Genomic DNA, 26,730 nt, shown 5'->3' on the forward strand with positions numbered 1-26,730 from the left:
CGCCGACGGAGGAGGGTGGCGTGATCAGGCTGCTGGTGGTCGACGACCACCCCGTCGTGCGCGATGGGCTGACCAGCATGTTCGCCCGCGACCCGGCCTTCGAGGTGGTCGGCGAGGCCGGTGACGGCGCGGAGGCGGTCCGGCTGGCCACGGCGCTGCGGCCGGACGTGGTGCTCATGGACCTGCGCATGCCCGGCACCGACGGCATCAGCGCCACGAGACAACTCGCCGGCACCGGTGTGCGGGTCCTCGTGCTCACCACCTACGACAACGACAGCGACGTGGTGGCGGCGGTCGAGGCCGGCGCCACCGGCTACCTGCTCAAGGACGCCCCGCGCGACGAGCTCGTGCGGGCCGTGCACGCCACCGCGCGCGGGGAGGCGGTGCTCGCGCCCGCGGCGGCGGCGATGCTGATGAACCAGGTGCGGTCGGCGACCAGGGTGCTGAGCGGGCGGGAGCTCGAGGTCCTCAAGCTCGTCGCCGCCGGAGCGACCAACCGGGAGGCCGCGGCGAGGTTGTTCATCACCGAGGCCACGGTGAAGTCCCACCTGCTCAACATCTACGCGAAGCTGGAGGTCGGCGACCGGGCCGCCGCCGTCACCGAGGCGTTCCACCGGGGACTGCTCGTCCCCGGTGCCCACCGCGGGATCAGCCCCTGAGGAACGCGGCGGCCGCGTCCAGCGCGCTCTTCGACGAGCCGGCCTTCTCGACGAACACCGCGAACGCCACATTGCCCTGGTAGCCGATGAACCAGCCGTGCGCGTCCCCGCCACCCGCCTCGGCGGTGCCGGTCTTGCCCGCCAGGCCGCGGAAACCGGCGAGCTGCTTCGCGGTGCCGCCGGTCACGACCTCGGACATCATCTGCCGCAACGCCGGCAGCGCGGCACGGGGAGGCGCGGCACCGACGTTGCCCGGCACGGCCACCTTGCCGCGCAACAGGGTCGGCGTCGGCGTGCGCCCGGACGCGACGGTCGCGGCCACCAGTGCCATGCCGAACGGGCTGGCCTCGACGTTGCCCTGCCCGAAGCTGTTCTCCACCTGCTGGTCACCGGTCGCGGCCGGCACCCTGCCGGTGTTGGTCGTCGCACCGGCCATGTCCCAGTCGGCGCCGAGACCGAAGCGCTTGGCCATCGCCGGCAACGCCTCCGGGCCGAGCTTCAGGCCCAGCTGGCCGAAGGTCGTGTTGCAGGACACGGCGAACGCGGTGTGGAACGGGAGCGTCTCGTGGCCGAACCCGTCGTTGTTGACCGTGCGGGTGCCGATGGTGGCGCGGGCGGGACACGGCACGGCGGTCCCGGACTGCACCAGGCCGGCCTCCATCGCCGCCGCGGCGGTCACGACCTTCATCGTCGAGCCCGGCGCGTAGCGGCCGACGAACGGGTTGGTGCCCACCAGCGCCTTGTTCTGCGCCACGGCGAGGATCTCGGTCGTGGCCGGGTCGACGGCGACGATCGCGGCACCCCGCGGCAGCGCGTCGACCGCCCTCTGCGCGGCGGCCTGCCGGGCCGGGTCGATCGTGACGGTCAGCTTCTCGCCCATCTCCGGCTTCTTGCCGTCGAGCGGCACGAAACCCGTGCCCTGCTGAAGACCTACCTCCCAGCCGTCGGTGCCCTTGAGGTCACCGGCCGCACCCGTGATGGTGGTGTGGAGGCCTTCCGGCAACGAACCCTGGACCAGCGGCTTGCCGTCCCGGCCGAGCAACGCGCCGTCCGCCACGGCGTTGCGGTACAGCAGGTGCCCGCCCTCGGCGAGCTGCGGGTGCACGATCGCGGGCGTCCAGCGGACCTTCCACGTCGGGCCGGCGAGCTGCAGACCGATCTTGACCTCGTACTTCAACGCGGCCGAGTTCGGCATCGTCCACGTCACCGCGGCCGGGATCTCGGTCGTGGTCGCGCCCTCCGCGACGGCCGGCACGGTCAGCAGCCTCGCCTGGTAGGCCGAGCTGCCCATCCCGGACCTGGTCGCGGCGATCGCCTTGGCGGCCACGTCCGGCGTGTCGGTCAACGCCGCGGCTCCGGTGGCGTCGGCGGTGAACAGCTTGTTCACGAACGACTGCGCCACCGAGCTCGGCGTGTCGGCCACCGGCTTGACCGGCTGTTCGCTGGACCCGGCCGCACCGCCGCCCCACAGCATCACGCCCGCCACGCCCACGATGGTGGCCGTGACGAGCGCGCCGCCGATCAGCACGACTCTGCGTGTCTTCTGCTCCACTGGTGGAACTCCCCCCAGGTGTGTCTTTCCCCGGTGGGAGGCTAACGCCACGATGTGGAGATCCTGTGGGGATTTCGCGCAGGTCCGGCCCATAGGACTAGACCTGGTGGACTAGCCCAGCTGCGGGATCCGGGTCTGGTAGTGCCGGAGCATCTCGGCGTTGGCCGCGTCGCCGCCCTCGACGTTGGCGCTGCGCCACAACGGCAGCTGCACACCCTGCTCGGTCGCCTTGTCGAGCAGCCGCACCATCAGCAGGTTCCACAGGAACGTCGTCGCGAGCGTCGACACCGCCGCGGTCACCGGCGCCCCCACCGGGTAGGTCGAGTCACCGGGCGGCACGAGGTTGTCCAGCACGACCGTCGCGACCTCGGCCAGGGTGGTGCCCGCCCGGCGCGGGGCCTGGGCGCTCGCGGACACCGACGTCACGGCCACGACCGGGCACCCCGCGTTGGCCGCCTCCAGCGCGAGCTCGACCGGGTAGTGGTTGACGCCCGAGGTGGAGAACACGAACAGCACGTCGTGCGGGGCCAGCCCGGCCTCGCGCAGCACTTCGCCGGCGAGCCCGGAGCGGCGTTCGGCGGACGTGCTGCTGATCGCGCCGTGCATCGGCAGCAGCTCGGGGTGGTAGATCGGGCGCACGCAGGCCAGGCCGCCCGCGCGGTAGAAGGTCTCGGCGACCGCCGCGAGCGAGTGGCCGGCGCCCGCGGTGAGGATCGTGCCGTCGGCCTGCACGGCGGCGAGCACCAGCTCGGCCACGTCGTCCAGCGCGCTCGAGTTGTGCTGTTCGACGCGGGTCAGGTGCGTGCGCACGAGGTTGCCGTAGTCGGATCCGGTCACGGTGTCGGTCGTCATGCGGCCAGTAGTACCGGATTGCCGATGGCCTCACCAGTAACCCGAGCACCGCAAACCCCGATACGCGCCATATCGGCTACTCGGGGCGGACGGAGGTGGGTTGGATCAGGCGGTACTTCTACCTCTGGGTCGTGCTGACGGTGGTGTTCACCGCCGCGGCCGGCACGCACATCGCGCTGGCGGTCACCTACTCCGAGCTGTGGCCGGTGTGGGTGGCGGCGGCGCAGCTCGTCGTGGCCGGCGGGTGCGCACGGGCAGCGGTCTTCGCACGTCCTTAGGCGAGCAGCTCGGTCCTGGCATCGAGCGCCGCCGTCACGTCGCCCGACCCCTGAGGTCTTCCGGCCGGTCCACGTCGGCGCCGTCCGCCACGTCCGAGCACTCGACGTGGCGGACGGTGCCGGCCCTGAGGTAGTCCCGCGCCCCCTGGTCACCCGCCGCCGACGACACCACGCCGGGGAAGTGGTCGCTGCCGATCAGCACCGGATGCCCGATCTCACCGTCGTACACCGCGCGGGCCAACGCCTTCGGCTCCGCGAGCGCCATCAACCGGTGCAGCGCGGCGACCGTGACACCAGGGGTGTCCACGGGCAGGACCACGACGGCGTCCACGACACCCACGGCGTGCAGCCCGGTGCGCAACGACGAGCCCATCCCGGACTCCCAGCCGGGGTTGTCGACCACGGTCACGCCGGTCAGCTCGGCCCGCGCCCGCACCTGGTCCGCCGCGGCGCCGAGGACGACCACGACCGGTGTGCACCCGGCGGCCCGCAGCAGCTCGGCCGCGGAGTCGACGAAGAGCTTGCCGTTCAACGGAACGAGGGCTTTCGGGGAGCCGAACCGACGACCGGCCCCCGCAGCGAGCAAGAGCCCGGCCACGCGCATACCTCGAATGTAGGCGCTAGTCGGTGACGCGGGCCAACCGGAAGCCGAGGGCCATGCGCGAGCGGGTGCCGAAGCGCTGTTGCAGCTGCGCCACCACCGCGCGGACGGTTCGAGTGCTCATGCCGAGCCGTGCGGCGACCTGGCAGTCGGTGGCACCGTCGAGCAGCAGCCCGATGACCTGTGTCTCGCGGCTGGTCAGGGTGTCGTCGTGCGGAGCGCTTCCAGCCGGTGTGCGGGCGTCGGACCACATGAGCTCGAAGAGCTGGCCGTACGGCGCCGACAGCGGGCTGCGCAGCACCACGGCACCGGCGTTGAGGTCGTTCGTGGCGAGCGGCAGCACGGCGCTGCGGTCGTCGAAGAGGAGCATCTGCCGGACGGGTCCGGCGTGGACGCGGACGTCCACGCGGTGCCGGGCGGCTCGTTCGATCGACTCGGTCCGCAGCGCGAGTGCCGGGTCGAGCAGCAGCCGGCCGCGCTCGGCGGCGGCGAGCACCAGGTCGAGCAGGTCGCTGTCGGCACCGCCGCTGCCGGTCAGCACGCAGCGCACCGAGGTGCAGCGGCTCGTCAGGTTTCCCAGTGCGCGAATGATCGTGGAGCGGTCGTGCAGAAGCTCGACGAATTCGGTGCGGTTTGCCGGAGATCTTCGCAACACGACTCGCCTTTCTCCCGGAGGTGGATCGGAGTAGTCATGTTGGCACCACAAGGGTGAACGTCCTACCTCCATCCAGGGGATGTTTCGGTATCGAACGAGTCTCTTTCCTGGAGGAGCTCGCCCGCAACGAGGCTGCCATAGAAATCATTGATGGCGAGCAGCTCTTCATGTCTTCCCTGAGCGATCACCTTGCCCGCGTGCAGCACCACGATCCGATCCGCTTCGCGAATTGTCGACAGGCGGTGCGCGATCACCAGCAATGCGCACTCCTGGGCGGCGTACCGGATCGCGCGGTGCAACGCCTGCTCGTTCACCGGGTCGAGGTGCGCGGTCGGTTCGTCGAGCAGCAGCAGGTCAGGGCGGGTGAGCAGGGCGCGTGCGAGTGCGACGCGCTGGCGTTCGCCGCCGGACAGCGCACGGCCCCGTTCGCCGAGCGGTGTGTCGAGACCGGCCGGGAGCCGGCGCACGAGCTCGCCGAGATTCGCGAGCTCCAGAACTTCGCGGAGGTCGTGGTCCGTGGTGTCGGGCGCTGCGTAACGAAGATTGTCACGCAGGGTGCCGTTCAGGACGGGGCAGTCCTGGTCCACCAACGCAATTCGGCCACGCCATTCGTGCGTGGAGAATTGTCGGATGTCCGTTCCGTTCGCCAGGACCGCACCCGAGTTCGGCTCGTGAAATCGCTCGACCAGAGCGAACGCGGTCGACTTGCCGGCGCCGGACAGACCGACCAGTGCGACGTGCGAGCGTGGCTCCACGGTGAAGGACACACCCCGCAGCACCGGGCGGTCGCGGTACCGGAACCAGACGTCCCGGAACTCGAGCGAGAGCGCGTCATCCGGCGGTGGTGTCGTGCCCGAGAGATCCTCGACCGGCAGCTCCTGCACCTCGGCGACCCGGCTGAGCGCGCCCATGCCCTTCTGCAGCAGCCCGATGCCCTGCAGGACCGAGGTGAAGGGGATGATCAGGTAGGTGGCGTAGAGCAGGAACGCCATCAGGTCGCCGACCGAGGCCGCGTCCCTGGCCACCCGCGTGCCGCCGACCAGCAGCACGACGAGCAACGACCCGCGCAACGCCAGCTCGACGGCGGGGCTCATCACCGACGTGATCCGGGCGGCTCGCACCCCTGCGGCGCACGCCTGCTCGGCGCGTTGCCCGATCAGCTCCTCCTCGCGCTCCTCGGCACGGCACGCCCGCACGGTGCGCAATGCGCCGAGCGCGCGCTCCAACTCGGCGGTCATCTCGCCGACTCCGCGCTGCATCTGCTCACCGGCGGTGCGCAACCTGCCGACGAGCGAGTAGACCACCACGGCCGCGACGACGACGGTCGTCATCACCCACGCGAACAGCACCGGGTCGACCAGCAGCATCAGCACCACGGTGCCCGCGCCGGTGAGCGTGCCGGTGATCAGCTGCACCGACGCGGTGGAGACCACCTCGCGCAGCACCGTCGTGTCGACGCTGACCCTGGACATCAGGTCGCCGAGGCGTTGCTCGTCGAACTCCGCCATGCGCAGCCGCAGCAGCCGGGCCACGAGCCGGCGGCGCACCCCGAGCACGACCCGTTCCCCGGTGCGCTCCAACAGGAACAGCCCGACGCCGTCCACGCACGCCTGCACCGCGAACAACGCCGCCATCGCCGCGATCACCGGCCACGGCACCGACACCGCCGAGTCGACGGCCGTCCGCAGCAGCTGCGGCTGGAGCAGCCCGAGCCCGGACGCCACCAGCGTCGCCGTCACGGCCAGGGCGAGCCCGCGCCGGTGACCGGTGGTCAGACGTAGCAGGCCGAGCGCGTTCATATGGTCATCAACGGCCGGAAGTACTGCGGGGGAAGGTTCTCGTCGACCGGTTCACCATCGGCCTCCACCCACGCGTGCGCCCCGAACGGCGGCATCACGCGCACGCCCGCGCACCACGTCGGCCAGGTGCCCGACATCCGGCAGAGCAGCACGACGGCCACGGACCTCGGCAGGCAGCCCTGCGGGCCGAGGCAGCGCAGGCTCACCGCGAGCACGGCGTCCCGCGCCGCCTTGGCGTTCGCGTAGCTCGCGGGCCGGGCGCCGCGCCGCACCAGGCTGAGCACCCGCCGCAGCCTGCGCGGCGTGAGCAGGGCCAGCGGTGTCGCCACGGCGACGACCCGCGGCGATCCGCAGCCGCAGCGGGACGCCGGTGGGACGGCTCAGCGAGCCCGGCGTGGTCACGCCGTCACCAGCCCCGCGGCCCGCAGGCCCGCCACCAGCGCCGTCACGTCCTGCCGCGCCTGGTCCTCGGACACCTCGTAGCTGGACGTGAGTGCGGCGACGGCCGCGTTCTCGTCGGCCCCGTCGAGCAGTGCCCGCACCACGACCACGCCGGTCGGGTTGAGCTGCCAGTAGCGGCCGGTGCGTTCGTCCAGCAGCACCTGCCCGTAGTCGGTGTCGGCGACGGAGATGTCAGCGCGCAGTCGCATGGGTCGCTCCCCGGTTGGTGTCCTGGCCGCGCAGCCACACCTCGCAGCCGATGGTCGAGTACAAGATCGCCGAGCGGAGCTCGGGGGTGTCCGGGCGCAGCGCGAGCTCGGTCAGCCTGCGGCGGTCGACCAGGCCGAGCTCGGCGAGCCGCGATCCCTCCCAGAGCTCGACGAGGTCGCCGCGGTGCCGGCGCAGCCCGGCCGAGGCCTCCAGCGCCGCCTGCGCCTTGGTCGTGCGGGCCAGGCAGTCGTCCGGCACGATCCCGCGCATCGCCTCGGTGAGAACGGGTTTGTAGCGCCACGGGGTTACGCGTTCCTCCGGCCGCACCGAGAAACAGGCCTCGATCACGCGGTCGTCGAGGAACGGCGACTGGACGGGCAGCCCGGCACGCGCACTCATCTGCTCCCACTGCCGGATGATCCGCGCGCAGGACAGGACCGGTTCGAGGTCGGCGTGCTCGCCCCTGGTGCGCCCCAGCGGTTCCGCGTCCGCCTCGAGCAGCGCGGCGCGGGCCAGTTCGAGTGCCCGCGGCGTCACCCAGTCGAACAACCGCGGCGGGGTGCCCCAGCCGAGCGCTCCCGCCACCGCCGGGCCCCACGGCGCCCGCAGCCGGCCTGCCTGGTCGGTGAGCCACGCCCGGTACGAACGGGAGTCGGCGAGCGTCCTGACCATCGGCACCAGCGGCCAGTGGAACAGCGCGCGGAACGCGCGCAACTGCCTGATCGCGAACAACGGCCGCCGGCGCAGCACCGAGTGGTAGTGCGCCTCGGAGCACCAGGCGACGTGGTCGCCGCCGATCCCGGTGAGCCGGACCCGGCAGCCCTTGCCCGCCAGGCCCGCCAGGTCCTCGAGCAGGCGCTGGCGGTCCATCACGCCGATGGTCGGCTCGTCCATCGGGTCGTCGACGCCGAGCAGGTTCTCGTACACCAGCGGAATGCGTTCGGCCGGCCACACGACGTGCTCGACGGCGGGCAGGTGCGCGGCCGCCCTCCTGGCCCACGCGACGTCCTCGTCGAGCGGGTCGAGCGACGGCCAGGTGCTGGCGACGACCCGCGCGTCCGAGCGGGCGGCGAGGAAGGTGATCGAGGTGGAGTCGAGACCGCCGGACAGGTCGCACGCGACGGTTCCGCCCGCCCGCGTGCGCACGTCGACGGCGTCGGCGAGCGCCTCGCCGACCAGGGCGCGGACTCGGCGAGTCCGCGCACCGGTTCCGGGCGCGCCACCACCTCCTGAGCCGGGCGCGGTCACCGTCGAGCAGCACCGCGCTGCCGGGCGGCACGCACTCGACGCCGCGCCACATCGTCCGCTCCAGCAACGGGTGCGGCGTGGGGAACAGCAACCGCACGGCGAGGCTCTGCTCGTCGACCGGCGCGTCACCGGCGAGGACGTCGGCGCGGTCGGCCGCGACCACGACACCGCCGATCCGGCGGTGGAACACCAGCCGCACACCGGAGGCGGTGCCCTGGACCCGGCACCGGCCGCCCATCGACGCGACGAGGTGGAAGCTGCCCGGCAGGCGCGGTGCGAGCTCGTCGAGGTGGGCGAGGTCGCGCAGGGCGGAGGCCGCGCGCTCCAGCTCGGCGACGCCGGCCGGGCACCAGCCGATCACCGCCAGCCGGACGTCACCCGCGGTGGCGACGGTGATCTCGTCGTCCCGCCACCTCCCGGCGAGCCACGGGCGTCCCGACGCGTGGTGCAGCGTGCGGGACCCCGGCGCAGAAGTGCGACGGGCCACGGCGAGCGCGGCCTCGTGGTCGGGAAAGACCACGAAGTGCGACTCGCCGTGACCCCGCGAGCCTTGGTCAGGCATGCGCGGAGGGGTCGCGTCAGTTCTTGCTGAGGATCAGCCGGTCGTTGCCGCGGAAGCCGAGCAGACCGGTCTGCTCGTCGAAGGTGCCGAGATCGATCAGCTGCGGGGTCTCGTACATGGTTCGCACCTCTCTCGTGGGGATCTTCGTTCAGTGCGCGCAGAACTGAACGTAACGAGAGGTACGAGCCGTTGACCACGCAAAACGGCTTCCGCTTTCGGCAACTGCCGCTAGCGGCAACGAGGTTTACCCGAGGTTCTCGAGCAGCAGCGAGCTCGCCATCTCGGGGATCTCCTCGGGGATCCAGTGGCTCACGTCCTCGACCATCTCGAACCGGTACGCGCCCGTGCACCACTTCTCGGTCTCGAACGCCGCCGCCGACCCGAACGCGACGTCCTCGGTGCTCCACACGTACATCGTCTTGACGCCGACCTTGTCCGCGGCGCCGTCCGGCTTGCCCGCGCGGTACCAGTTGAGCGCCGCCGACAGCGCTCCCGGCTCGGACAGCCGCTGGATGTACTCGTCGACGTGCGAAGGCCGGACGCGGTACTCGAACATCTGCCGCAGCGCGTGGGCGTTGTTGTCCAGCATGCGCTTCTCGGTGCTGCGCTCGCGCCAGTCCAGCATGTACTGCGACCGCATCCGCTGCTCCTCGTCGGTCTGCAGCGCGGTCCGCAGGGCGCCGGGGTGCGGTGTGGAGAACACGGTGAGCGTGCGCAGCCGGTCCGGGTGCTCGATCGCCGTCCACCACGCGACCGCGCCGCCCCAGTCGTGGCCGACCAGGTCGAACGTCGTCCAGCCGAGCGCGTCCGCCATCGCGACGACGTCACCGACCAGGTGCGTCATCGTGTACTCCTGGTACCGCTCCGGCCGCACGCCGGGGGAGTAGCCGCGCTGGTCGGGTGCGACGGCGCGGAAGCCGTTGACGCCGAGCACCGCGACCTGGTGCTCCCACTCGATCGCGGCCTCGGGGAAGCCGTGCAGCAGCAGCACCGGCCGGCCGTCCTCGGGACCGGACGCGATGGCGTCGAAGGTGCCTGCCTCGGTGGGGATGCTCAGGTGCTCGATCACGGGTGCGACCCTACTTCGGGGCCGGTCCGCCGGGCTCGTCGTGGACGGCGGGGACGCGATGGGGCCGTTCAGGTGTGACCTGGCTCTCAACGGGCGAGCCGGACAGCGTGGCCTCGCGAACATCACAACGTGCATCCGCATGTCGACGTCTTGAAACCGCAGGGCAGCACGAACGCCGTTGTGCTCGTGCTGCACGGCGGACGGGAACACGGCACCGAACCCGTTCGGCGCCACAACCTCGCGTACCTGCGCATGGTCCCGCTGGCCCGCGCCCTGCGCTCGCCCGGGGTGGAGGTCTGGAACCTGCGCCACCGGGTCCGCGGCTGGAACGCGCCGAGCCTCGACCCGGTCAGGGACGCGAGGTGGGCGCTCGACCGGATCGCCGAGCTGCACCCGGACACGCCGGTCGTGCTCGTCGGCCACTCGATGGGCGGCCGGACGGCGTTGCGTGTTGCCGGGCACCCGAATGTCGTCGCAGTGTGCGCGCTCGCGCCGTGGATCGTGCCCGGTGAGCCTTACGAACAGCTGCGCGACAAGTCGTTGCTCATCGCCCACGGCGACCAGGAGCGGATGACCGACCCGGCGAAGTCGTTCGCCTACGCGCGCCAGGCGAAGACGGTGACGGAGCGCGTTGCCCGGTTCACCGTCGAGGGCGGCGACCACGCCATGCTGCGGCGGGCACGGGACTGGACCCGGCTCGTCGTCGACTTCGTGCGCGGCGAGCTCGGGCTCGCACCGATGGCACCGGACATCGCGAACGCGATGCACGAGGCCTCACCGCGCGGCCTCGACGTCCCCCTGGGAGGTTCGTGTGGCTGAGGTCGCCGGGCTCACGTCCGCGTAGGTGTCGCAGCGCAAGCACGAGGTCACGCTGTTCGTGGCCGACGACCGGCTCGGCTCGAGCACGCCGGAGCGAAGGCCGGACGACTGGGCCGTTAGGACCACGTTCTACCCCAAAAGGGTGCTGCTCTCCCCGCCCGAGCGGACTTCGTGTTCCTCTTGGGTGCAGGCGGTATCAGACGGCTCGCTGCGGTCTCTTCTCCAGTGAAGCCCCCAAGTGTCGCTGTAGTGGAGGAGGTCGCCGGGATGGTTCAGCCCACAGCCGTGCGGTCCGGTGGTGGTGTCGGCGTCCTCTCTGTCGAAGAGGTGTGGAACCCGCCAACGGTGCCCGTGCGCCGCAGGGCGCGCCAGGAACCGGTTTCCCACCAGTGGCTCGCCGAAGCCGAGTTCACCGATCTCGTCGACGCCGCCCTGACCGGAGACAGACGGGCGGTCGAGCACCTGCTCGGCCGCATCCAGCCGCTCATCGTGCGCTACTGCCGCGCCCGCGTGGGTGGTCGCGAGCGCACCCTCGTCTCGGCCGAGGACATCGCGCAGGAGGTCTGCGTGGCCGTTCTCGGCGCCCTCTCGAAGTACCGCTACGAGCCGGGTTCCTTCCTCGCCTTCGTCTACGGCATCGCCGCCCACAAGGTCGCCGACGCCCGGCGCCGCGCCGTCCGCAACCGCGCGGAGGTGGTGCCGGAGCTGCCCGACTGCCCCTCCGACGAGGCCGGCCCCGAACAGCACGCGGTCAACGGCGAGATGATGGCCCAGGTCACGCGGCTGCTGCACAAGCTGCCCTCCCGGCAGCGGGAGATCCTCGTGCTGCGGGTGGCCGTCGGGTTGTCCGCGGAGGAGGTCGCGCTGGCGGTGGCGTCGACGCCGGGTGCGGTGCGGGTGGCGCAGCACCGGGCGCTGACCAGGATGCGGGAGATGATCGCGGAGGAGACGGGCTGAGGCCGGTCAGGTCGCGGCCCGCGCCTCGGTGCGGAGGTCGGACAGGCCGGCCACCACCGCCATCACCAGCAGCAACGACCCGTACCCGAGCAACGCCACCGCGCCACCGACCGCGTCCGCCGCGAACGCGCCGAGCACGGGTGCGACGGGCGAGAGCACGCGTGTGGCCATGGACGTCACGGCGTCCATGCGGCCCACCAGGTGCTCGGGCACCAACGCGGTGATGAGCGCGCCGACCGACACGTTGATAAGAGGTATGCCGAGCGAGAAGACCGCCAACGGCACGACGGGCCACCACGCGCCGAAGGGCAATGTCGTCGCGAGGTGGGACAGGCCGAACAGCGCGGTCACGGCGACCAGCAGCCGGCCGGGCGTGACGTGCACCCGTGGCGCGACCAGCGAGCCGAGCACGCCGCCGATGCCCAGGCCCGCGAGCACCAAGCCGACCAGCGCGTCGCTGCCGCCGCGGTCCTTGACCAACGCGATCACCGGGAGCAGCGCGCCGCCGCCGAGCAGGTTAAGCACGAGGAAGACCGCGAGGACGTTGCGCAGGCCGCGCTGGTGCCACAGCCAGAGCCAGGCCTCGCGCATGTCCTCGCGCATCCGCTGCCGGGGCCGCTCCGCGGGCCGCGGCGGGATCTTGGCGAAGGCGGCACACCCGGCGGCGACGAGGTAGGTCAGCGCGTCCGCGACGAACGGGACCGAGCGGCCGAGGCCGTAGAGCAGCGCGCCGAGCGGGGGACCTGCCAGCCGCGCGGCGTGCCCGCGGGCCTCCTCCTGGGCGTAGGCGGTGGTCAGCTGCTCGACCGGCACGACGGCCTTGATCGCGGCGGTCCTCGCCGGACCGGAGAACGCGGTGCCCGCGCCCTCGACGGCCGCCATCGCGACGAACAGGCCGATCGAGTGCTGGCCGGAGACGACGTTGACCGCCATCACCGCCAGCGCCACCGCCTGCGCGGCCTGGCTGAAGAACAGCACCCGGCCGCGGTCCCAGCGGTCCACCCACACCCCGGCCGGCATCTGGGTGAGCAGCAGCGCGGCCGTGCGCGCGCCGATGATGACGCCGGACCAGAAGTACGAGCCGGTGACCGCGAAGATCAGCAACGGGAACGCGTACGACGTGAGCTGCGTGCCCAGCTGCGAGACGGCGCCACCGGCCCATAGCAGCTGGAACTGGACGTTCTTCCCCAGTGGAATTCCCATGGGGATGTTCTAGTGGTGTGGCTCGGAACGTTGCCGGGGGAATTCGCGGTCAGACGCGCCGCGAGGTGCCCTGCTGAGCGTGGATCACCTCGCCAAGGTTCTGAGTCGCGCCGCTAGCGCAAGGTTGTCGGTGTCTGGTGGCATGGTTGTCCGCATGGCGGAACCCGACTTCGACGTGCTGCTCACCGGGACGGTCTTCCTCGACATCATCTTCACCGGCCTGCCCAGGCCTCCCGCGGCGGGCACCGAGGTGTGGGCGGAAGGCCTCGGGTCGTGTCCCGGCGGGATCGCGAACCTCGCCGTCGCGCTGCGCCGGCTGGAGCTGAAGACTGCGCTGGCGGCGGCGTTCGGTGAGGACGCGTACGGCGACTTCTGCTGGGACGTGCTGGCCGACCAGGAAGGCGTCGACCTCTCCTACTGCCGCCGGTTCTACGGGTGGCATTCGCCGGTGACCGTGTCGATGGCGATGGAGCACGACCGTTCGATGGTCACGCACGGGCACAAGGCGCCCGTCAAAGCGGACGACCTGTTCTCGCCGCCGCCGTCGGCGAAAGCGTGTTTCGTGCACATCCAGGCCGAGGACGAGCAATGGGTGCGCACGGCGAAGGAGAACGGCGCGAAGCTCTTCGCCGACATCGGCTGGGACCGCACCGGGGCGTGGTCGCCCGAGCTGTTGCGGCGTCTTGAGGGGTATGACGTCTTCCTCCCGAACCACGTGGAGGCGCAGGGCTACACGCGCACCGACACGCCGGAGGCGGCCGCACGCAAGCTGGCGGAGCACGTGCCCGTGGTGGTTGTCACACGCGGGGGCGGTGGTGCGGTGGCCGTCGACAGCTCCACCGGGGACTGCGTGGACGTACCGGGGCTGAACGTGGCGCCGTTGGACGCGACCGGTGCCGGTGACGTGTTTGGGGCGGGGTTCGTGATGGGCACACTCGCGGGGTGGCCGCTGGAACACCGGGTGCGGTTCGCGAACCTGTGTGCCGCACTCTCCGTGCAGCACTTCGGCGGTTCGCTGTCGGCACCGGGGTGGGGAGACATCGCCGTCTGGTGGCGCACGGTGAGCCGGCGGCCGGACGCGGAGCTCTCGCGCTACGGCTTCCTCGACGACCTGCTGCCCGACCACGCGGGGGTCGAGGTCCGGCGCGCCAGCCCGACGATCGGACTGCGGTTGCTCCGGTAGGTTGAAATCAGTCGATCAGCGGACGCAACCTCACCGGTCTCCCGCGCGACTTACTAGGTAGAGATCTCTGGGGTTCGGTTGGAAGGGGATGCGGGTTTGTTCGCCGCACGCGCGTCAGGCTTGGTCAAGTTGATGGGGTTGTGCCTGACGGCGGGCGTGCTCCTGGCAGCGATGGTGTTCCCGTTCGTGGGAGGGCTGGGGCTCGCGTCGAACCGCGCCGCCGACCAGGTCGACCAGACGTCGGGTGACCTCGCCAAGGGGGAGCTGCCGCTCGTCACGACCATCACCGACATGAACGGCGAGCCGATCGCCTACCTGTACGACCAGTACCGGGTCCCGCTGGAGTCGGCGCAGATCTCCGACACCATGAAGGCCGCGATCCTCGCGATCGAGGACAAGCGGTTCTACACCCACCAGGGCGTCGACTGGCAGGGCATCGCCCGTGCCGCCGCCAAGGCCGGTGTGGACGGTGGGGCGACCCAGGGCGCCTCGACGCTCACCCAGCAGTACGTCAAGAACTACATGGCGTTCGTGCTCGGCGCCGACAACGAGCAGGAGGCCTGGGAGAAGGCCACCGAGGCGACCATCGGCCGCAAGATGCGCGAGGCCCGCGTGGCGTTGCAGCTCGAGCAGCAGATGACGAAGGAAGAGATCCTCACCGGCTACCTGAACATCGTGCCGCTGGGCAACCAGACCTACGGCGTCGGCGCCGCGGCCAAGGCGTACTTCAAGACCACGGCCGACAAGCTGACCGTCCCGCAGGCCGCGCTGCTCGCCGCGATCGCGAACCGCCCGTCGTCGCTGAACCCCGGTGCGAACCCGGAGCGGGCGCTCGAACGCCGCAACACGGTCATCGACAAGATGCGCGAGAACGGCGCGTTCGGCGCGGACGAGACCGAGGCGAAGAAGAAGGCCGACGAGTACAAGGCCGAGCCGCTGGGCGTGACCGACGACCTGCAGATCCTGCCGAAGGGCTGCGTCGGCGCCGGTGACGGCCCGATCTACGGCTTCTTCTGCTCCTACCTGCTCGACTACCTGCAGGCCTCGGGCATCACGAAGAAGCAGCTGCAGCGCGGCGGCCTCACGATCAAGACCACGATGGACCCGGTCGCCACCAAGGCGGCCAAGCAGTCCGCCGAGCAGCAGGTGCCGAAGAAGCAGAACGGCATCGCGAACGTCATGTCCATCGTCGAGCCCGGCAAGGACCGGCACCGCGTGCGCGCGTTGGTCGCCTCCCGCGACTACGGCAACAACGCCGACCTCGGCCAGGTCGCCCGCCCCGTGCCCGCCGAGGTGCTGCCGTTCGGCCCCGGCTCGGTGAACAAGGTCTTCACCGCCGCCGCGGCGATGGAGAAGGGCATCACCGGCATCGACCGCGAGATCCCCGTCCCGAAGGTCCACCACTCCCGCGTCTACCCCAACGGCGGCTCGGCGTGGAAGGTCGAGAACGCGGGCAACGGCTACGCGGAGAAGATGTCGCTCACCCAGGCCCTCGCGACCTCCCCGAACACGGGCTTCGTGATCCTGCAGGAGAAGACGGGCCTCAACGAGGTCGTCGACATGGGCTACCGCCTCGGCATGCGGGAGACCCTCGCCACCCACAACCGCGGCGCCGAGCCCCTGAAGTCCGACGGCTCCAACGGCCCCTCCCAGGGCGACTGGACCAAGCAGAACAACGCGGGCTCCTACACCCTCGGTCCCGGCGCCACCAGCGTCCTGGAGCTGGCGAACGTGGCCGCCACCATCGTCTCCGGCGGCACCTGGTGCCCGCCCACCCCGGTGGAGAAGGTCACCGACCGCTACGGCAAGGACATCCCGCTCAAGGAGAAGCCCTGCGAGCAGGCCGTCAACACCGAGCTGGCCAACTCGCTCGCCCAGGGCCTCTCCCACGACACGACCGGCTCCGGCACCGCCGCCGACGCCGCCCGCGCCGCCGGCTGGAACCGCCCGACCATCGGCAAGACCGGCACCACCGAGGAGCACAAGTCGGTCGCCTTCATGGCCGCCACCATGCAGTACGCGGGTGCCGTCATGACCTACGCCGACGGCAACCGCCCCGAGGTCATCTGCGCGAACCCGATCCGCTTCTGCCCCGGCTCGAACTCGGGCGTCTACGGCGGCCAGGTGGCCGCGCCGACGTGGTTCAACGCGATGAAGGTGATCCACGAGGGCAAGGACCCGATCCCGCTGCCGCCGGCGGCGCCGCGCTACAAGTAGCTCTCCGGTTCGACCCGCTCGGCTGAGGCCGTCGGACGCTTGAGGCGTCCGGCGGCCTTTCGCGTTGGGCGTCGGCGGCACCTGGCGCACGGTCTGCGTCACGCCGGCCAAGCCGTCTCATTCGGCCTCAGGACGCCTCAAGCTCTCCGCGACGGTCCGCAACCCCACGACCCCCGGGACGGTCCCTCAAACCCGCCCGCCGACCTTTCACGATAAAGCGACTGACCAGTACAAACACCCACGACAAGCATTGGTCCAAAGACCGTTATCAACCCACCCGATCACTTGACTACGCAAAGTGACAAACAGTGGGCTCCGTCACCCGAACACCCACATCGCTTGCCTCTGCCGGTGACACGAGGTTACGTTTCCGGCCGCATGTCACGGTTCGATAAACGCCAGGACACGGCCCGACCCCCGAAGCGGTCCAGTCCACACCGGCGCGCCGACGGCCCCGAAGCCAGACGCGCCGGCCAACGAGCGGATCGAACCCTCCCCGAGTGCATGGAGGCACGCTTTGGCACGGCATCGAGCGGAGGACCTTCGACCGAAGAACCTTCGAACGAAGGGCCTTCAGACGAAGAGCCTTCAGACGAAGAGCCTGAAGAACACGGGCCTTCGAGCGAAAGACCAGCTGGTCGACGTCGTCGCCCGAGTGGACCTGGATCGCAAGAAGGCCGTTGCGGCGGTAGTCGCCGCAGGCGCGCTCGCCGGCGCCGGATTCACCCAGGCGATGGCCGCGGTCACCCCCGTCGACCGCATCGTCCCGGTCGCCGCGACGTCTGAGCTCGCGGCGGCCATGACCGGTCAGCAGCAGCCGGAGGCCATGAAGACCATCCACGCCGTGGACACCGCTGTGGAGACGCGCAACCTCCTGCAGGCCGAGCAGATCCAGGTGCAGCACCACGTCCGCGAGGCGCTCAGGACCGCCGAGGGCACGTACGCGAAGCGGCAGGAGGCCATCAGGGCCGAGGCTGCTCGCCAGGCCGCCGAGGCCGCTCGCCAGGCCGCCGAGGAAGAGGCGCGCAGGCCCAAGGCGGTCAAGCCGGCGCAGGGGTCGTTCACGTCCGGTTTCGGTGCCCGGTGGGGTACCAGCCACAACGGTGTCGACATCGCCAACGCCATCGGCACGCCGATCCTGTCGGTCATGGCCGGCACCGTGGTCGAGGCCGGGCCCGCGAGCGGGTTCGGGTTGTGGGTGCGGGTGCAGCACGAGGACGGCACCATCACGGTCTACGGGCACGTCGACACGATCGGCGTCGCCGAGGGCACCAAGGTCAAGGCCGGACAGCAGATCGCGACCATGGGCAACCGCGGTCAGTCGACCGGGCCGCACCTGCACTTCGAGGTGTGGGTCGGCGGGTCGCAGAAGATCAACCCGGTGGGCTGGCTGGCCGCGCGCGGCGTGCAGCTCTGAGACGGGCCCCTGGCAGGGGAGAACGCGGTTAACCTCAGGCTGCACGCCGCGTGGCGTGCAGCCTGGAGCCGAAGTGATCTACCGCAGCCCCCTGCCTGCCGTGGACGTCCCTGCCACCACGTTCCACGACCACGTTCTCGCCGGCGCGCAGCAGCACGGCGAGCGCATCGCGCTGGTGGACGCCGTCAGCGACGAGAAGCTGACGTACGCCGATCTCCGCACCGACGTCGAGCGAACGGCGAAAGGGCTCGTCGCGCAGGGCGTCCGGCCCGGCGACGTCATCGCCATCAGCAGCCTGAACCGGCCGGTGTACGCGGTCGCACTCCACGCGGTCATGGCGGCCGGCGCGACAGCGGCGTTGCTGAACCCGCTGCTGACCGGCCGGGAAGCCCACCGGCTGAGCGAACTTGCGCACGTCAGCCGCACGCTCGACCTCGACGACCTGCCGGCGAGCGACCGGGGCGAACTGCCGGCCACATCGCCCGACGACCCCGCCGTCATCCTGTTCTCCAGCGGCACCACGGGGCTCACCAAAGCGGTCCGCCACCGGCACCGGGCGCTCGTCGCCGGCCTGGAGCAGCAACGGCAGGGCTGGCGCATCGACCACACCGACGTGCTGGCCGCGAACCTGCCGTTCTTCCACGTCTACGGCTTCGCGATCATCCTCAACTCAGGTCTGCTCGGCGGCGCCACGATCGTCACGTCACCGCGCTGCGACGCCGCCACCTACCTGCGGCGCCTCCGCACCCACCGGGTCACGCGCGCGTTCCTCGTCCCGCCGCTCGCCGCGGCCATCGCGGACGAGCGGGACACACCGGAGCAGCCCGCCCTCAAGCTCGTCCTGTGCGGCGCCGCGCCCCTCGACGAGAACGTCCGCAGGGCCGCCGAACGCGCCCTGCGCGCTCCCATCCGCCAGGGCTACGGGCTGACCGAGGCCGGCGGCACGCACCAGACGTTCGACGACGACCTCGACGCCGACCCCGCGAGCGTCGGCGTGCTCAGCCCGGGCACCGAGGCGAGGATCGTCCGGCCGGGCACCGACGAGGACGTGGCGGCGGGCGAACCGGGGGAGATGCTGGTCCGCGGCCCCCAGCTCATGGACGGCTACGTCGACGACGAAGAGGCGACCACCAGGGCGTTCACCGGCGGCTGGCTGCGGACCGGTGACCTCGTCCGGGTGGTGGACGGCCGGTTCCACGTCGTGGACCGGATCAAGGAGATGATCAAGTACCGCGGCTACCAGGTCGCGCCGGCCGAGCTGGAGGCCGTGCTGCGAGGTCATCCGCGGGTGAGGGACGCCGCCGTGGTCGGTACGCCCGATCGGGCCAACGGTGAGGTGCCGAAGGCGTTCGTGGTCACGCAAGGCGACGTCACGGCCGACGAGCTCCTGGCGTTCGTGGCGGCGGAAGTGGCGCCGTACAAGAAGGTGCGCGAGGTTGTGTTCGTGAACGAGATACCCAGATCCGTGTCCGGGAAGGTCCTCCGCCGGCTGTTGAGGGACGAGAGGTGATGCGCGTCCTCATCACCGGCGGCGCCAAGGAGCTCGGCCGGGCGTTCAGCGAAGCCGTTGGCGCACGGGGCCACCGGCTCGTCATCACCGGACGCGACGAGCGAGCGCTCGACCAGGCGGGGCGGGAGCTCGCCGCCAGGGGGATCGAGGTCGAGACGCACGTCGCGGACCTCGGCGACCCGCGGGCCACGCCGAAGCTGGTCGAGAGCCTCGGCCCGATCGACGTGCTGGTCAACAACGGCGCGCTCGGCGGGCCGGTCGGACGGACCTGGGAGGTCGACGAGGACGAGTGGTGGCGGACGTTCGAGGTCAACCTGAGAGGCCTCGCCGCCGCCACCAACGCGGCCCTGCGCACGATGACCAGCGGCCGGATCGTCAACATCGTCAGCAACGCGGGCGTGCACCGGTGGCCGCTGCTGTCGGCGTACTCGGTGTCCAAGGCGGCGGTGATCAAGCTCGGCGAGAACCTCGCGATCGAGCTCAAGCCGCGGCCGATCGCCGTGCTGAGCTACGACCCCGGCATGGTCGACGTTGGTCTGATGGGACGCGGCAGCAGGGCCACTCCGGACGATCAGGACGAGCAACGCGTTGCGCAGTGGGCGAAATCTCAGCGGGAGCAAGGCAGGTTCACCCCGGTGGAGCAATCCGCGCGCGTCCTCGCCCGCATCGTCGACGGAGAGTTCGACCACCGGTCCGGTGGGCTGGTCACCGCCGCTGAGTGAGCGTCAACAGGCAATCTGATCATTTGGTACGGAAGGCCCTTCCTCGCCGACAGGTCACCGTGGATCGTCGCGAGTGCTGCTGAAGTCGTTGGCGTGGCACGGTTTCGTGCCGCGTCAAACGACGTGCGGCGACAAACGCCGAATTCCCCCTGGAGGCGTCGTGCCTGTCGGAACATCCTCCGCTGCCTTGAGCCTGGCGGCGGCCCTGTCACCCCTGCATCTGGAACAGGCCGGAGAACCCGTGCCGATCGAGCTGCCCGACGACGTGCGGGCGCGGATCGCGCGCTGTCGCGAGTTCGTGCTGGAGGTCAGCGGCTCCGGTCGGCCGATCTACGGTGTCACAACGGGTTTCGGTCCGTTCGTCGAGTTCGCGGGTCGCGAGGACGGCGTCGGCCAAAGCGACAACACGATCCTGCACCACATCGTCGGCCACGGTGAGCTGCTGCCGCCGGAGGTCGCCCGCGCCGCCGTGCTGGCGCGGCTGTTCTCGTTGGCGCACGGGCGTTCCGGCGTCTCGGAACACGTCGTCGACGCGCTGGTCGCCATGCTGGCCACGGAGTTCGCCCCCGCGGTGCCGCGGCTCGGCTCGGTCGGCGCGAGCGGTGATCTCCAGCCGCTCGCGTACGTGGCACATGCGTTGCGCGGCAACGGGAATGCTTTTTTCCAAGGCCGGTTGACGCCGGCGCGGGACGCGTTGCGCGAAGCCGGGTTGCGCAGGATCGAGCTCGACGGCCGCGACGCCCTCGCCGTGGTCAACGGGATCTCGGTCACCGCCGCCGCGCTCGGTCTCGCGGTGGCCCAGGCGAAGCGGTCGCACCGCGTCGCGGAGCTGTTGTCCGCGTTGATGACCGACGTCCTGGGCTGCGGCACCGAGTTCGCGTCGCCCGCGCTGCTGGCCGCGTTCGGCCATCCGGACGTCGCCGACGTCGGTGCCGCGCTGCGGACCTGGTTGCGGGGTAGCGAACCATCCGGTCAACGCCCGCTGCAGGAGGCGTACAGCATCCGGTGCGTGCCGCAGCTCGTCGGCGCGGCCCGCACGACCATCCGGCACGCGGACGAGGTGGTGTGCCGCGATCTCAACGGCGTGAGCGACAACCCGTTGTTCTTCCCGGAGACCGGGGAGGTGGTGCACGGCGGCAACTTCTTCGGCCAGCCCAGCGCTTTCGCCGCCGACGCGCTCAACGTCGCCCTGGTGCAGCTGGGCAACCTGGCCGAACGCCAGCTCGACCTGCTGGTGGACCCGCACCGCTCCGGCGGGCTGCCGCCGATGCTCAGCCCGGCGCCCGGTCGTCAGCACGCGGTGCAGGGCATCCAGATCTCCGCGACCGCCACGGTCGCCGCGATGCGCAGGGCCGCGCTGCCCGCCTCGGCGCAGAGCCTGCCGACCAACCTGCACAACCAGGACGTCGTCCCGTTCGGCACGCAGGCCGCGCTCACCGCGCTCGACCAGGCGAAGCTGCTGCGCTACCTGCACGGCGGGCTCGCCGTGGCGCTGCCAGGCCGTGCACGTCGGCGCACGCCGTCCGCGGGCGCCGCGGCTCGCGGAGGTGTTCGACCGGATTGCGGCGGAAATGGACGGTGGATGAGACGCGCCCGTGTGCAGCGCCCGTTTGCAGCCCCGCGTGGGGGCACGTGGACGTCGACCTGCCGGTGCTGCGGCTGCCCATGCCGGGTTCGGAATTGATTCCGTGCTCGAATGACTGCTACCAGATCCCGATCGTCATCACCACCCCGGCTGACGCCGTCGAACGGGCCGTGCACCGGTGGTTCCTGGGGCACCACGCCGCATTTCTGGTGTGGAGGTTTCTTTCGGCTTCACTCGATCGGCTGATACGCGAGCCTGATTCGCAACTAGTCCGCCTCACTGCGCTTGGATATGACGCGTACTCGGTGCTGCTGGCCTATTCGGGCAGCTGTTCCCGTGAGGTGTACGAGAACGAGATCCGGCCGTTGATGATGTCGTTCGACCCGGCGTTCAGCGGGCGCTGGGCCCGTGACTACGAGCCCGTGCCCGGTCTGCTGCGCAGGGCCCGTGCCGCACTGGGGTCCGCGGCGGCCGCACCGCTGCACTCCGCGAGCAAGGCGAACCTGGTGGCACACATGGAGGTCATGCGCAGGCTCGTGCCCGGCGGCCCCTCGCTGCTGCGCGAGTCCGGTCGTGCGCGCATGTCCACCACCGACGCGGAACGAGACAGGTTCGACGAGTTCTTCCTGGTCAGCAGGGAGAACGTGTGTCTCAGCCGCTACCGTGCACACCGCGCCGCCGTCTTCGCCGCCATAGACCGCGACCTCGCGAAACACCCGGTGCGACCCGAGTACCGCGACACCCTCAGGACGTTCATCACCCGACTATGAGAGAAGGCCGCGCGTGAACGACTTCAAGACCGTGGTCATGACCCCGCAGATCTACCGCTACGTGCGCGAGCAGGCCGGGCAGCCCAGTGCCGTGCAGGAGAAGCTGATCGCGCGGACGCTGGAGCTCGGCGACTCGGCGGAGATGCAGATCCCGCACGAGCAGGCGGTCCTGCTGTCGCTGCTGGTCAAGCTCACCGGCGCGCAGACCGTGGTCGAGGTCGGCACCTACACCGGGTACTCCACGCTCGCGTTCGCGCAGGCACTCCCGCCGTCGGGCAAGGTCATCACCTGCGACGTGTCGCCGGAGTGGACCAGGATCGCCGAGGAGGCGTGGCAGGCCGCCGGTGTGCGCGACCGCATCGAGCTGCGGCTGGGCCCCGCCGGGCAGACGATCGCCGAGCTGCCGGAGGAGCCGACGATCGACCTGGTGTTCCTCGACGCGGACAAGGTCGGGTACGTGCACTACTGGGACCTGCTGGTGCCGCGCGTGCGGCAGGGCGGGCTGCTGCTCGCGGACAACACGCTCTACTACGGCGAGGCCGCGGGTGAGCAGCCGGAGGGCAACGCGGCGGCGATCGACGCGTTCAACAGGTTCGTGCTGGCGGACCCGCGGGTGGAGTCGGTGCTCGTGCCGATGGCCGACGGTCTGACGTTCGCGCGGAAGTTGTAGACATACCGACCGGTCGGTAGGGTGTGGCCCAAGAGGACTTGGGAGGCGCTCATGGCTCGTTGGGGAATCACGCTGCCGCTGATCGGCGTGCCGGTGCTCGACCACCGCGCGCTGGTCAGCGAGCTGGGCGACCTCGGCTACACCGACGTGTGGTCGGCCGAGACGACCGGCACGGACGCCTTCACGCCGCTCGCACTGGCCGCGCAGTGGTCGTCGTCGCTGCGCTTCGGCCCGGCGATCGCACCCGTCTACACCCGCGGCCCCGCGACGCTCGCGATGACCGCGGCGACGCTGGCGGAGGTGACCGGCGGCCGGTTCGTGCTGGGCATCGGCTCGTCGTCGCCCGCGATCGTGCAGCGCTGGAACGCGATCCCGTTCGAGGAGCCGTTCAAGCGGACCCGCGACACCCTGCGGTTCCTCAAGGCCGCGCTGGCCGGCGAGAAGGTCACCGCCTCCTACGACACGTTCGCCGTGTCCGGCTTCAAGCTGGAGCGCCCGCCCGCCGAGAAGGTGCCGATCATGCTCGCGGCACTGCGCCCGAACATGCTGCGCCTGGCCGGTCGCGAGGCCGACGGCGCGATCACGAACTGGCTGGCCGCGACCGACGTGCCGCAGGTGCGTGCCGAGCTGGGCGAGGGGTCCGAGCTGGCCGCGCGGATCTTCGTGTGCCCGACCGAGGACGCCGACGCGGCGCGCGCGTTGGGGCGCATGCTGATCAGCACCTACCTGACCGTGCCCGCCTACGCGGCGTTCCACGGCTGGCTGGGCCGCGGCGACGTGCTGCGCCCAATGCACGAGGCGTGGGCGGCAGGCGACCGCAAGGGCGCCTCGAAGTCGATCCCCGACTCCGTGGTCGACGCACTGGTCGTGCACGGCTCGCTCGACCGGTGCCGCGAGCGCGTGGCCGAGTACCAGGCCGCCGGCGTGGACACCCCGATCATCGCCCTGCTCCCGACCGGCGGCGACCAGGTCGAACAGGTGCGCGCGCTGGCACCCAGGGGATAGCCGTGCCGGGCACCACCGAGCAGAAGATCATCGACGCGGCCGTCCGCCTGTTCGCGTCGCAGGGCTACGACGCGACCTCGGTGCAGGAGATCGTGGCGGCCGCCGAGGTGACCAAGGGCGCGCTGTACCACTACTTCCGCTCCAAGGACGACCTGCTCTTCGAGATCTACCGGCTGCTCATCACGGCCCAGTCCGCCGACATGGACCGGATCATCGCGCTGGGCCTGCCCGCCGCCGAGACGGTGCGGGAGATCCTGACCTCGCTGGTGGTCTCGACCGCCGAACGGGTCGACGAGACAGCCGTGTTCGTCCGCGAGATGCCGCGCCTGGGCGAGGAGCGGATGACCGACTTCCGCGCCGAGCGGCGGCGCTACCACGAGACGTTCCTCGCGGTGGTGGAGAAGGGGCAGGCGTCCGGCGAGTTCAGCTCGACGGTGCCGGCGGAGACCGTGGTGCGGATCGCGTTCGGCGTCGTGAACCAGCTGCCCATGTGGTACCGGCCGGACGGGCCGAAGTCGCCCGCCGTGCTGGCGGGGGAGATCGCGGACTTCGTGCTGGCCGGGCTGCGGTGACGGGGCGCCGCGGGAGGTGGCCGGTGAGGTGACCGGCACCGAGCCCTGCGGCGTGCTGACGATCATCGACTCCTGAGCGCGGCCAGCGCCTTGTCCGCGTGGGCGTTCATCGAGAACTCGCTCTTGACCACCTCGACCACCCGGCGGTCGGTGCCGATGACGAACGTGTGCCGCTTGACCGGGATCGGCCCGAACCGGCGCCGCACGCCGAACTGCTCGGCGACCGCGCCCCCGACGTCGGACAGCAGCGGGTAGTCGAAGCCGTTGAGCTCGGCGAACTGCTTCTGCTTGGCCACGTCGTCGAGCGAGATGCCGACCCGCTGGGCGCCGGCCTCGGCGAACTCGGCGGCGAGGTCGCGGAAGTGGCAGCTCTGCGCGGTGCAGCCGGAGGTCATGGCGGCGGGGTAGAAGAACAGCACGACCGGGCCGTGCTCGAGCAGGTCGGAGAGCCTGCGCTCGGTGCCGTCCTGGTCGGGCAGCGTGAAGTCGGGGGCGAGGTCGCCGGGCTTCATGGATCTCCAATACGCTCGGGGCCGTGACCAGCATGTCCGACGTGGCCAAGGCCGCAGGGGTGTCCGCTGCGACCGTATCGCGCGCACTGCGGGGCGAACCGGGCGTGTCCGAAGCGACCAGGCAGCACGTCAGCGAGGTCGCGCGGCGGATGAGGTACGCCATCGCGCGCGACGCGTCGTCGCTGGCCGGCGGGCGCCGGTACGCGATCGCGGTGGTCACGACCGAGGTGAGCCCGGTGCTCGCGGGAGCCGAGGGCGCGTTGCGGGCGGCCGGGTACGACGTGCTGCTGTACGTGATCGGATCGGACGACGCGCGCACGAAGTTCTTCGACGAGATGCCACTCGGCAGGCGCGTGGACGGCGTGCTGCTGCTGTCGGTCACCCTGGCCGACGCCGAGCGGGACGCGCTCACCTCGCTGGAGATCCCGCACCTGACGGTCGACGACACCGACCTGCGGCACGCGCTGCAGACCGCCGTCGAGCACCTCAAGCTGCTCGGCCACAAGGACGTCGCGCTGGTGCTCGCCGACGGCGTCGACGAGTCCTACGACGAGATCCTCGCCGACGCGGGCCTGACCGTGCGTCCCGAGTGGACGGTGTGGTGCTCGCCCACGGTCGACGGCGGCGAACAGGTCGTGGACGTGCTGCTGGACGGCGAACGCCTGCCCACCGCCGTGATCAGCTCCAACGGCGCCGCCGCCGTGGGCATCTTCCTGCGCGTGCAACGCGACGGGCGCGCGGTGCCCGACGAGCTGTCGATCGTGTCGCTGGACGGGCAGGACCTCACCCGCGTGGTGGGGCTGACGGCGGTCGAGGGGGCGGCGAAGGAACAGGGGGAGCGGGCGGTGGCGGACCTGTTCAGCCTGATCAGGGGCGAGGATGTCGAGCCGGCGGAGCACTCACCGCGGCTGGTGGTGCGCAACTCCAGCGGTCCGGTCAGTTGATGCCGCCCTCGAACGCCATGTTCGGGTGCCCCCGGCCGACCTCGGCCACCCCCATGCGGTGACGGTACCGCCGTCAGCCCCGCTGCCGGACGACCTCCACGCGGGTGCACGTGTTCCCGCTCCACCGGCGTCACGACCCCGTCCTCGGCCGCCCAGCGCAACCCCGGCAGAACCACGGGAAGGCCCGCACGGCCGGAAGTACTGTGGCCGCATGCCCGCCGAAGAGCGTCTGACCCGACTGCCCGCGCTGCCCGACACCCCCGGCTACGCCCACGCGGTGGCGGTGAGCGGGAGGCTCGTGTTCGTCTCCGGGCAGGTCGCCGTCGACGAGACGGGATGCGTGGTGGGGGTGGACGACCTGGCCGCGCAGACCCGGCAGGCGCTGAGCAATCTTCATCACGTCATTTCCAGGTTTGGCGCTGACTGGTCGGATGTCGTGAAGTTCACCTGGTACGTGGTGGACGTCTCGGACGTGCAGACGCTGAGGGACGTGCGGGACGAGATCCTGCGGCCCGCGCTGGGAGAAGTGCACAACCCGGCGAGCACGCTCGTCCAGGTCGCGGCGTTGTTCGGGCCCGAGTTCCTCGTCGAGGTCGAAGCCGTTGTGGCTGTTCCGGACAAGCCGTCCGATGTTTGACGAACATGACGTCGGCCGGGTGTCTCGACCGGCGTGCACCCTTCGGGTGACCAGGGACCATTTGCTCTGGTAATGGGCGCG

General features: G+C 71.1%; 29 protein-coding genes. 17 read left to right on the forward strand and 12 right to left on the reverse strand.

Annotation, left to right across the window (positions count from 1 at the left end; genetic code table 11):
- Positions 1-20: 20 nt before the first annotated feature.
- Positions 21-659, forward strand: coding sequence for a response regulator (locus tag BBK82_RS27850; RefSeq protein ID WP_065921400.1), 639 nt, complete (start codon positions 21-23; stop codon positions 657-659).
- Here the strand turns inward: BBK82_RS27850 and BBK82_RS27855 are convergent.
- Both BBK82_RS27855 and BBK82_RS27860 read right to left on the reverse strand, forming a co-directional pair.
- Entirely contained in the window at positions 649-2,211 is a 1,563-nt protein-coding gene (locus BBK82_RS27855; RefSeq protein ID WP_170067971.1) for a penicillin-binding transpeptidase domain-containing protein, read from the reverse strand. The genes BBK82_RS27850 and BBK82_RS27855 overlap by 11 nt on opposite strands.
- Before the next feature lie 111 nt (positions 2,212-2,322).
- Positions 2,323-3,063 (reverse strand): SIS domain-containing protein, encoded by a 741-nt coding sequence (locus tag BBK82_RS27860; RefSeq protein WP_083268188.1) that lies wholly within the window; start codon positions 3,061-3,063, stop codon positions 2,323-2,325.
- Positions 3,064-3,158: 95 nt separating this feature from the next.
- On the opposite strand from BBK82_RS27860, the gene BBK82_RS27865 reads away from it, so the two are divergent.
- On the forward strand, positions 3,159-3,341 hold the full coding sequence (locus BBK82_RS27865; RefSeq protein WP_065917646.1) for a hypothetical protein: 183 nt from the start codon (positions 3,159-3,161) through the stop codon (positions 3,339-3,341).
- Between the two features lie 34 nt (positions 3,342-3,375).
- Here BBK82_RS27865 and BBK82_RS27870 read toward each other — a convergent pair whose 3' ends face one another.
- The 6 genes from BBK82_RS27870 to BBK82_RS27895 all read right to left on the reverse strand — a co-directional run bounded on the left by BBK82_RS27870 (position 3,376) and on the right by BBK82_RS27895 (position 8,295).
- Entirely contained in the window at positions 3,376-3,945 is a 570-nt protein-coding gene (locus tag BBK82_RS27870; RefSeq protein ID WP_065917647.1) for a nucleotidyltransferase family protein, read from the reverse strand.
- A 16-nt stretch (positions 3,946-3,961) separates the two neighbouring features.
- Positions 3,962-4,483, reverse strand: a complete 522-nt coding sequence (locus BBK82_RS27875; protein ID WP_170067972.1) for a helix-turn-helix transcriptional regulator — start codon at positions 4,481-4,483, stop codon at positions 3,962-3,964.
- A gap of 176 nt (positions 4,484-4,659) precedes the next feature.
- A complete protein-coding gene (locus BBK82_RS27880) occupies positions 4,660-6,396 on the reverse strand; it encodes an ABC transporter ATP-binding protein (protein WP_065917649.1) in 1,737 nt (578 codons plus the stop codon).
- On the reverse strand, positions 6,393-6,725 hold the full coding sequence (locus BBK82_RS27885; RefSeq protein WP_170067973.1) for a lasso peptide biosynthesis B2 protein: 333 nt from the start codon (positions 6,723-6,725) through the stop codon (positions 6,393-6,395). Before BBK82_RS27885 ends, BBK82_RS27880 begins: the two co-directional genes overlap by 4 nt.
- A gap of 69 nt (positions 6,726-6,794) precedes the next feature.
- A complete protein-coding gene (locus BBK82_RS27890; RefSeq protein WP_065917650.1) occupies positions 6,795-7,046 on the reverse strand; it encodes a lasso peptide biosynthesis PqqD family chaperone in 252 nt (83 codons plus the stop codon).
- Positions 7,030-8,295 carry an asparagine synthase-related protein gene (locus tag BBK82_RS27895; protein WP_269466107.1) on the reverse strand — a complete coding sequence of 422 codons (1,266 nt, stop codon included), beginning with the start codon at positions 8,293-8,295 and terminating at the stop codon, positions 7,030-7,032. Before BBK82_RS27895 ends, BBK82_RS27890 begins: the two co-directional genes overlap by 17 nt.
- A gap of 77 nt (positions 8,296-8,372) precedes the next feature.
- Between BBK82_RS27895 and BBK82_RS56110 the strand changes: the two genes are divergently transcribed.
- Entirely contained in the window at positions 8,373-8,834 is a 462-nt protein-coding gene (locus BBK82_RS56110; protein WP_269466108.1) for a hypothetical protein, read from the forward strand.
- Positions 8,835-8,873: 39 nt separating this feature from the next.
- Here BBK82_RS56110 and BBK82_RS50615 read toward each other — a convergent pair whose 3' ends face one another.
- A complete protein-coding gene (locus BBK82_RS50615) occupies positions 8,874-8,975 on the reverse strand; it encodes a keywimysin-related RiPP (protein WP_218920349.1) in 102 nt (33 codons plus the stop codon).
- 126 nt (positions 8,976-9,101) lie between these two features.
- Complete coding sequence (locus tag BBK82_RS27900) at positions 9,102-9,926, reverse strand: alpha/beta fold hydrolase (protein WP_065917651.1); 825 nt, start codon at positions 9,924-9,926, stop codon at positions 9,102-9,104.
- Positions 9,927-10,055: 129 nt separating this feature from the next.
- Between BBK82_RS27900 and BBK82_RS27905 the strand changes: the two genes are divergently transcribed.
- Positions 10,056-10,745, forward strand: coding sequence for an alpha/beta hydrolase (locus BBK82_RS27905; protein WP_154697541.1), 690 nt, complete (start codon positions 10,056-10,058; stop codon positions 10,743-10,745).
- 267 nt (positions 10,746-11,012) lie between these two features.
- Complete coding sequence (gene shbA / locus BBK82_RS27915) at positions 11,013-11,702, forward strand: RNA polymerase sigma factor ShbA (RefSeq protein ID WP_071812880.1); 690 nt, start codon at positions 11,013-11,015, stop codon at positions 11,700-11,702.
- A 6-nt stretch (positions 11,703-11,708) separates the two neighbouring features.
- Here the strand turns inward: shbA and BBK82_RS27920 are convergent, their stop codons facing one another.
- A complete protein-coding gene (locus BBK82_RS27920; protein WP_065917653.1) occupies positions 11,709-12,905 on the reverse strand; it encodes an MFS transporter in 1,197 nt (398 codons plus the stop codon).
- Positions 12,906-13,059: 154 nt separating this feature from the next.
- Here BBK82_RS27920 and BBK82_RS27925 point away from each other — a divergent pair, with 154 nt between their 5' ends.
- From BBK82_RS27925 to BBK82_RS27970, 10 genes are all read left to right on the forward strand, one after another.
- Entirely contained in the window at positions 13,060-14,088 is a 1,029-nt protein-coding gene (locus tag BBK82_RS27925) for a carbohydrate kinase family protein (RefSeq protein ID WP_237047608.1), read from the forward strand.
- A gap of 132 nt (positions 14,089-14,220) precedes the next feature.
- The gene (locus tag BBK82_RS27930) at positions 14,221-16,305 is read left to right on the forward strand and encodes a transglycosylase domain-containing protein (protein WP_065921404.1); all 2,085 of its coding nucleotides are present in this window, start codon (positions 14,221-14,223) and stop codon (positions 16,303-16,305) included.
- Positions 16,306-16,960: 655 nt separating this feature from the next.
- Positions 16,961-17,722 carry a M23 family metallopeptidase gene (locus tag BBK82_RS27935; RefSeq protein ID WP_237047609.1) on the forward strand — a complete coding sequence of 254 codons (762 nt, stop codon included), beginning with the start codon at positions 16,961-16,963 and terminating at the stop codon, positions 17,720-17,722.
- A 73-nt stretch (positions 17,723-17,795) separates the two neighbouring features.
- A complete protein-coding gene (locus tag BBK82_RS27940; protein WP_065917655.1) occupies positions 17,796-19,232 on the forward strand; it encodes an AMP-binding protein in 1,437 nt (478 codons plus the stop codon).
- Positions 19,232-19,954, forward strand: coding sequence for an SDR family NAD(P)-dependent oxidoreductase (locus BBK82_RS27945; protein ID WP_065921406.1), 723 nt, complete (start codon positions 19,232-19,234; stop codon positions 19,952-19,954). The genes BBK82_RS27940 and BBK82_RS27945 overlap by 1 nt, the downstream gene beginning before the upstream one ends.
- A gap of 160 nt (positions 19,955-20,114) precedes the next feature.
- A complete protein-coding gene (locus BBK82_RS27950; protein ID WP_237047610.1) occupies positions 20,115-21,638 on the forward strand; it encodes an aromatic amino acid ammonia-lyase in 1,524 nt (507 codons plus the stop codon).
- 206 nt (positions 21,639-21,844) lie between these two features.
- On the forward strand, positions 21,845-22,309 hold the full coding sequence (locus tag BBK82_RS50620; protein ID WP_065917657.1) for a hypothetical protein: 465 nt from the start codon (positions 21,845-21,847) through the stop codon (positions 22,307-22,309).
- A 13-nt stretch (positions 22,310-22,322) separates the two neighbouring features.
- Positions 22,323-22,979 (forward strand): O-methyltransferase, encoded by a 657-nt coding sequence (locus BBK82_RS27960; protein WP_065917658.1) that lies wholly within the window; start codon positions 22,323-22,325, stop codon positions 22,977-22,979.
- Between the two features lie 51 nt (positions 22,980-23,030).
- Entirely contained in the window at positions 23,031-23,984 is a 954-nt protein-coding gene (locus tag BBK82_RS27965) for an LLM class F420-dependent oxidoreductase (RefSeq protein WP_065917659.1), read from the forward strand.
- A gap of 2 nt (positions 23,985-23,986) precedes the next feature.
- Positions 23,987-24,556, forward strand: a complete 570-nt coding sequence (locus tag BBK82_RS27970; protein WP_071812692.1) for a TetR/AcrR family transcriptional regulator — start codon at positions 23,987-23,989, stop codon at positions 24,554-24,556.
- 62 nt (positions 24,557-24,618) lie between these two features.
- Here the strand turns inward: BBK82_RS27970 and BBK82_RS27975 are convergent, their stop codons facing one another.
- Positions 24,619-25,068, reverse strand: a complete 450-nt coding sequence (locus BBK82_RS27975; protein ID WP_065917660.1) for a peroxiredoxin — start codon at positions 25,066-25,068, stop codon at positions 24,619-24,621.
- Between the two features lie 32 nt (positions 25,069-25,100).
- Between BBK82_RS27975 and BBK82_RS27980 the strand changes: the two genes are divergently transcribed.
- Complete coding sequence (locus BBK82_RS27980; RefSeq protein ID WP_071812881.1) at positions 25,101-26,012, forward strand: LacI family DNA-binding transcriptional regulator; 912 nt, start codon at positions 25,101-25,103, stop codon at positions 26,010-26,012.
- A 211-nt stretch (positions 26,013-26,223) separates the two neighbouring features.
- A complete protein-coding gene (locus BBK82_RS27985) occupies positions 26,224-26,649 on the forward strand; it encodes a RidA family protein (protein ID WP_065917662.1) in 426 nt (141 codons plus the stop codon).
- Positions 26,650-26,730 lie beyond the last annotated feature (81 nt).

This window comes from Lentzea guizhouensis (assembly GCF_001701025.1).
Taxonomy (GTDB): Bacteria; Actinomycetota; Actinomycetes; order Mycobacteriales; family Pseudonocardiaceae; genus Lentzea; species Lentzea guizhouensis.

Bases quoted from the DNA above. Each gene is read 5' to 3' on its own strand.
- BBK82_RS27985 (WP_065917662.1), top strand. From the start codon at position 26,224: ATGCCCGCCGAAGAGCGTCTGACCCGACTGCCCGCGCTGCCCGACACC.
- BBK82_RS27980 (WP_071812881.1), top strand. From the start codon at position 25,101: ATGTCCGACGTGGCCAAGGCCGCAGGGGTGTCCGCTGCGACCGTATCG.
- BBK82_RS27965 (WP_065917659.1), top strand. From the start codon at position 23,031: ATGGCTCGTTGGGGAATCACGCTGCCGCTGATCGGCGTGCCGGTGCTC.
- BBK82_RS27930 (WP_065921404.1), top strand. From the start codon at position 14,221: ATGGGGTTGTGCCTGACGGCGGGCGTGCTCCTGGCAGCGATGGTGTTC.
- BBK82_RS27920 (WP_065917653.1), bottom strand. From the start codon at position 12,905: ATGGGAATTCCACTGGGGAAGAACGTCCAGTTCCAGCTGCTATGGGCC.
- BBK82_RS50615 (WP_218920349.1), bottom strand. From the start codon at position 8,975: ATGTACGAGACCCCGCAGCTGATCGATCTCGGCACCTTCGACGAGCAG.
- BBK82_RS27925 (WP_237047608.1), top strand. From the start codon at position 13,060: ATGGCGGAACCCGACTTCGACGTGCTGCTCACCGGGACGGTCTTCCTC.
- BBK82_RS27975 (WP_065917660.1), bottom strand. From the start codon at position 25,068: ATGAAGCCCGGCGACCTCGCCCCCGACTTCACGCTGCCCGACCAGGAC.
- BBK82_RS27860 (WP_083268188.1), bottom strand. From the start codon at position 3,063: ATGACGACCGACACCGTGACCGGATCCGACTACGGCAACCTCGTGCGC.
- BBK82_RS27870 (WP_065917647.1), bottom strand. From the start codon at position 3,945: ATGCGCGTGGCCGGGCTCTTGCTCGCTGCGGGGGCCGGTCGTCGGTTC.
- BBK82_RS27945 (WP_065921406.1), top strand. From the start codon at position 19,232: ATGCGCGTCCTCATCACCGGCGGCGCCAAGGAGCTCGGCCGGGCGTTC.
- BBK82_RS27880 (WP_065917649.1), bottom strand. From the start codon at position 6,396: ATGAACGCGCTCGGCCTGCTACGTCTGACCACCGGTCACCGGCGCGGG.
- shbA (WP_071812880.1), top strand. From the start codon at position 11,013: ATGGTTCAGCCCACAGCCGTGCGGTCCGGTGGTGGTGTCGGCGTCCTC.
- BBK82_RS27890 (WP_065917650.1), bottom strand. From the start codon at position 7,046: ATGCGACTGCGCGCTGACATCTCCGTCGCCGACACCGACTACGGGCAG.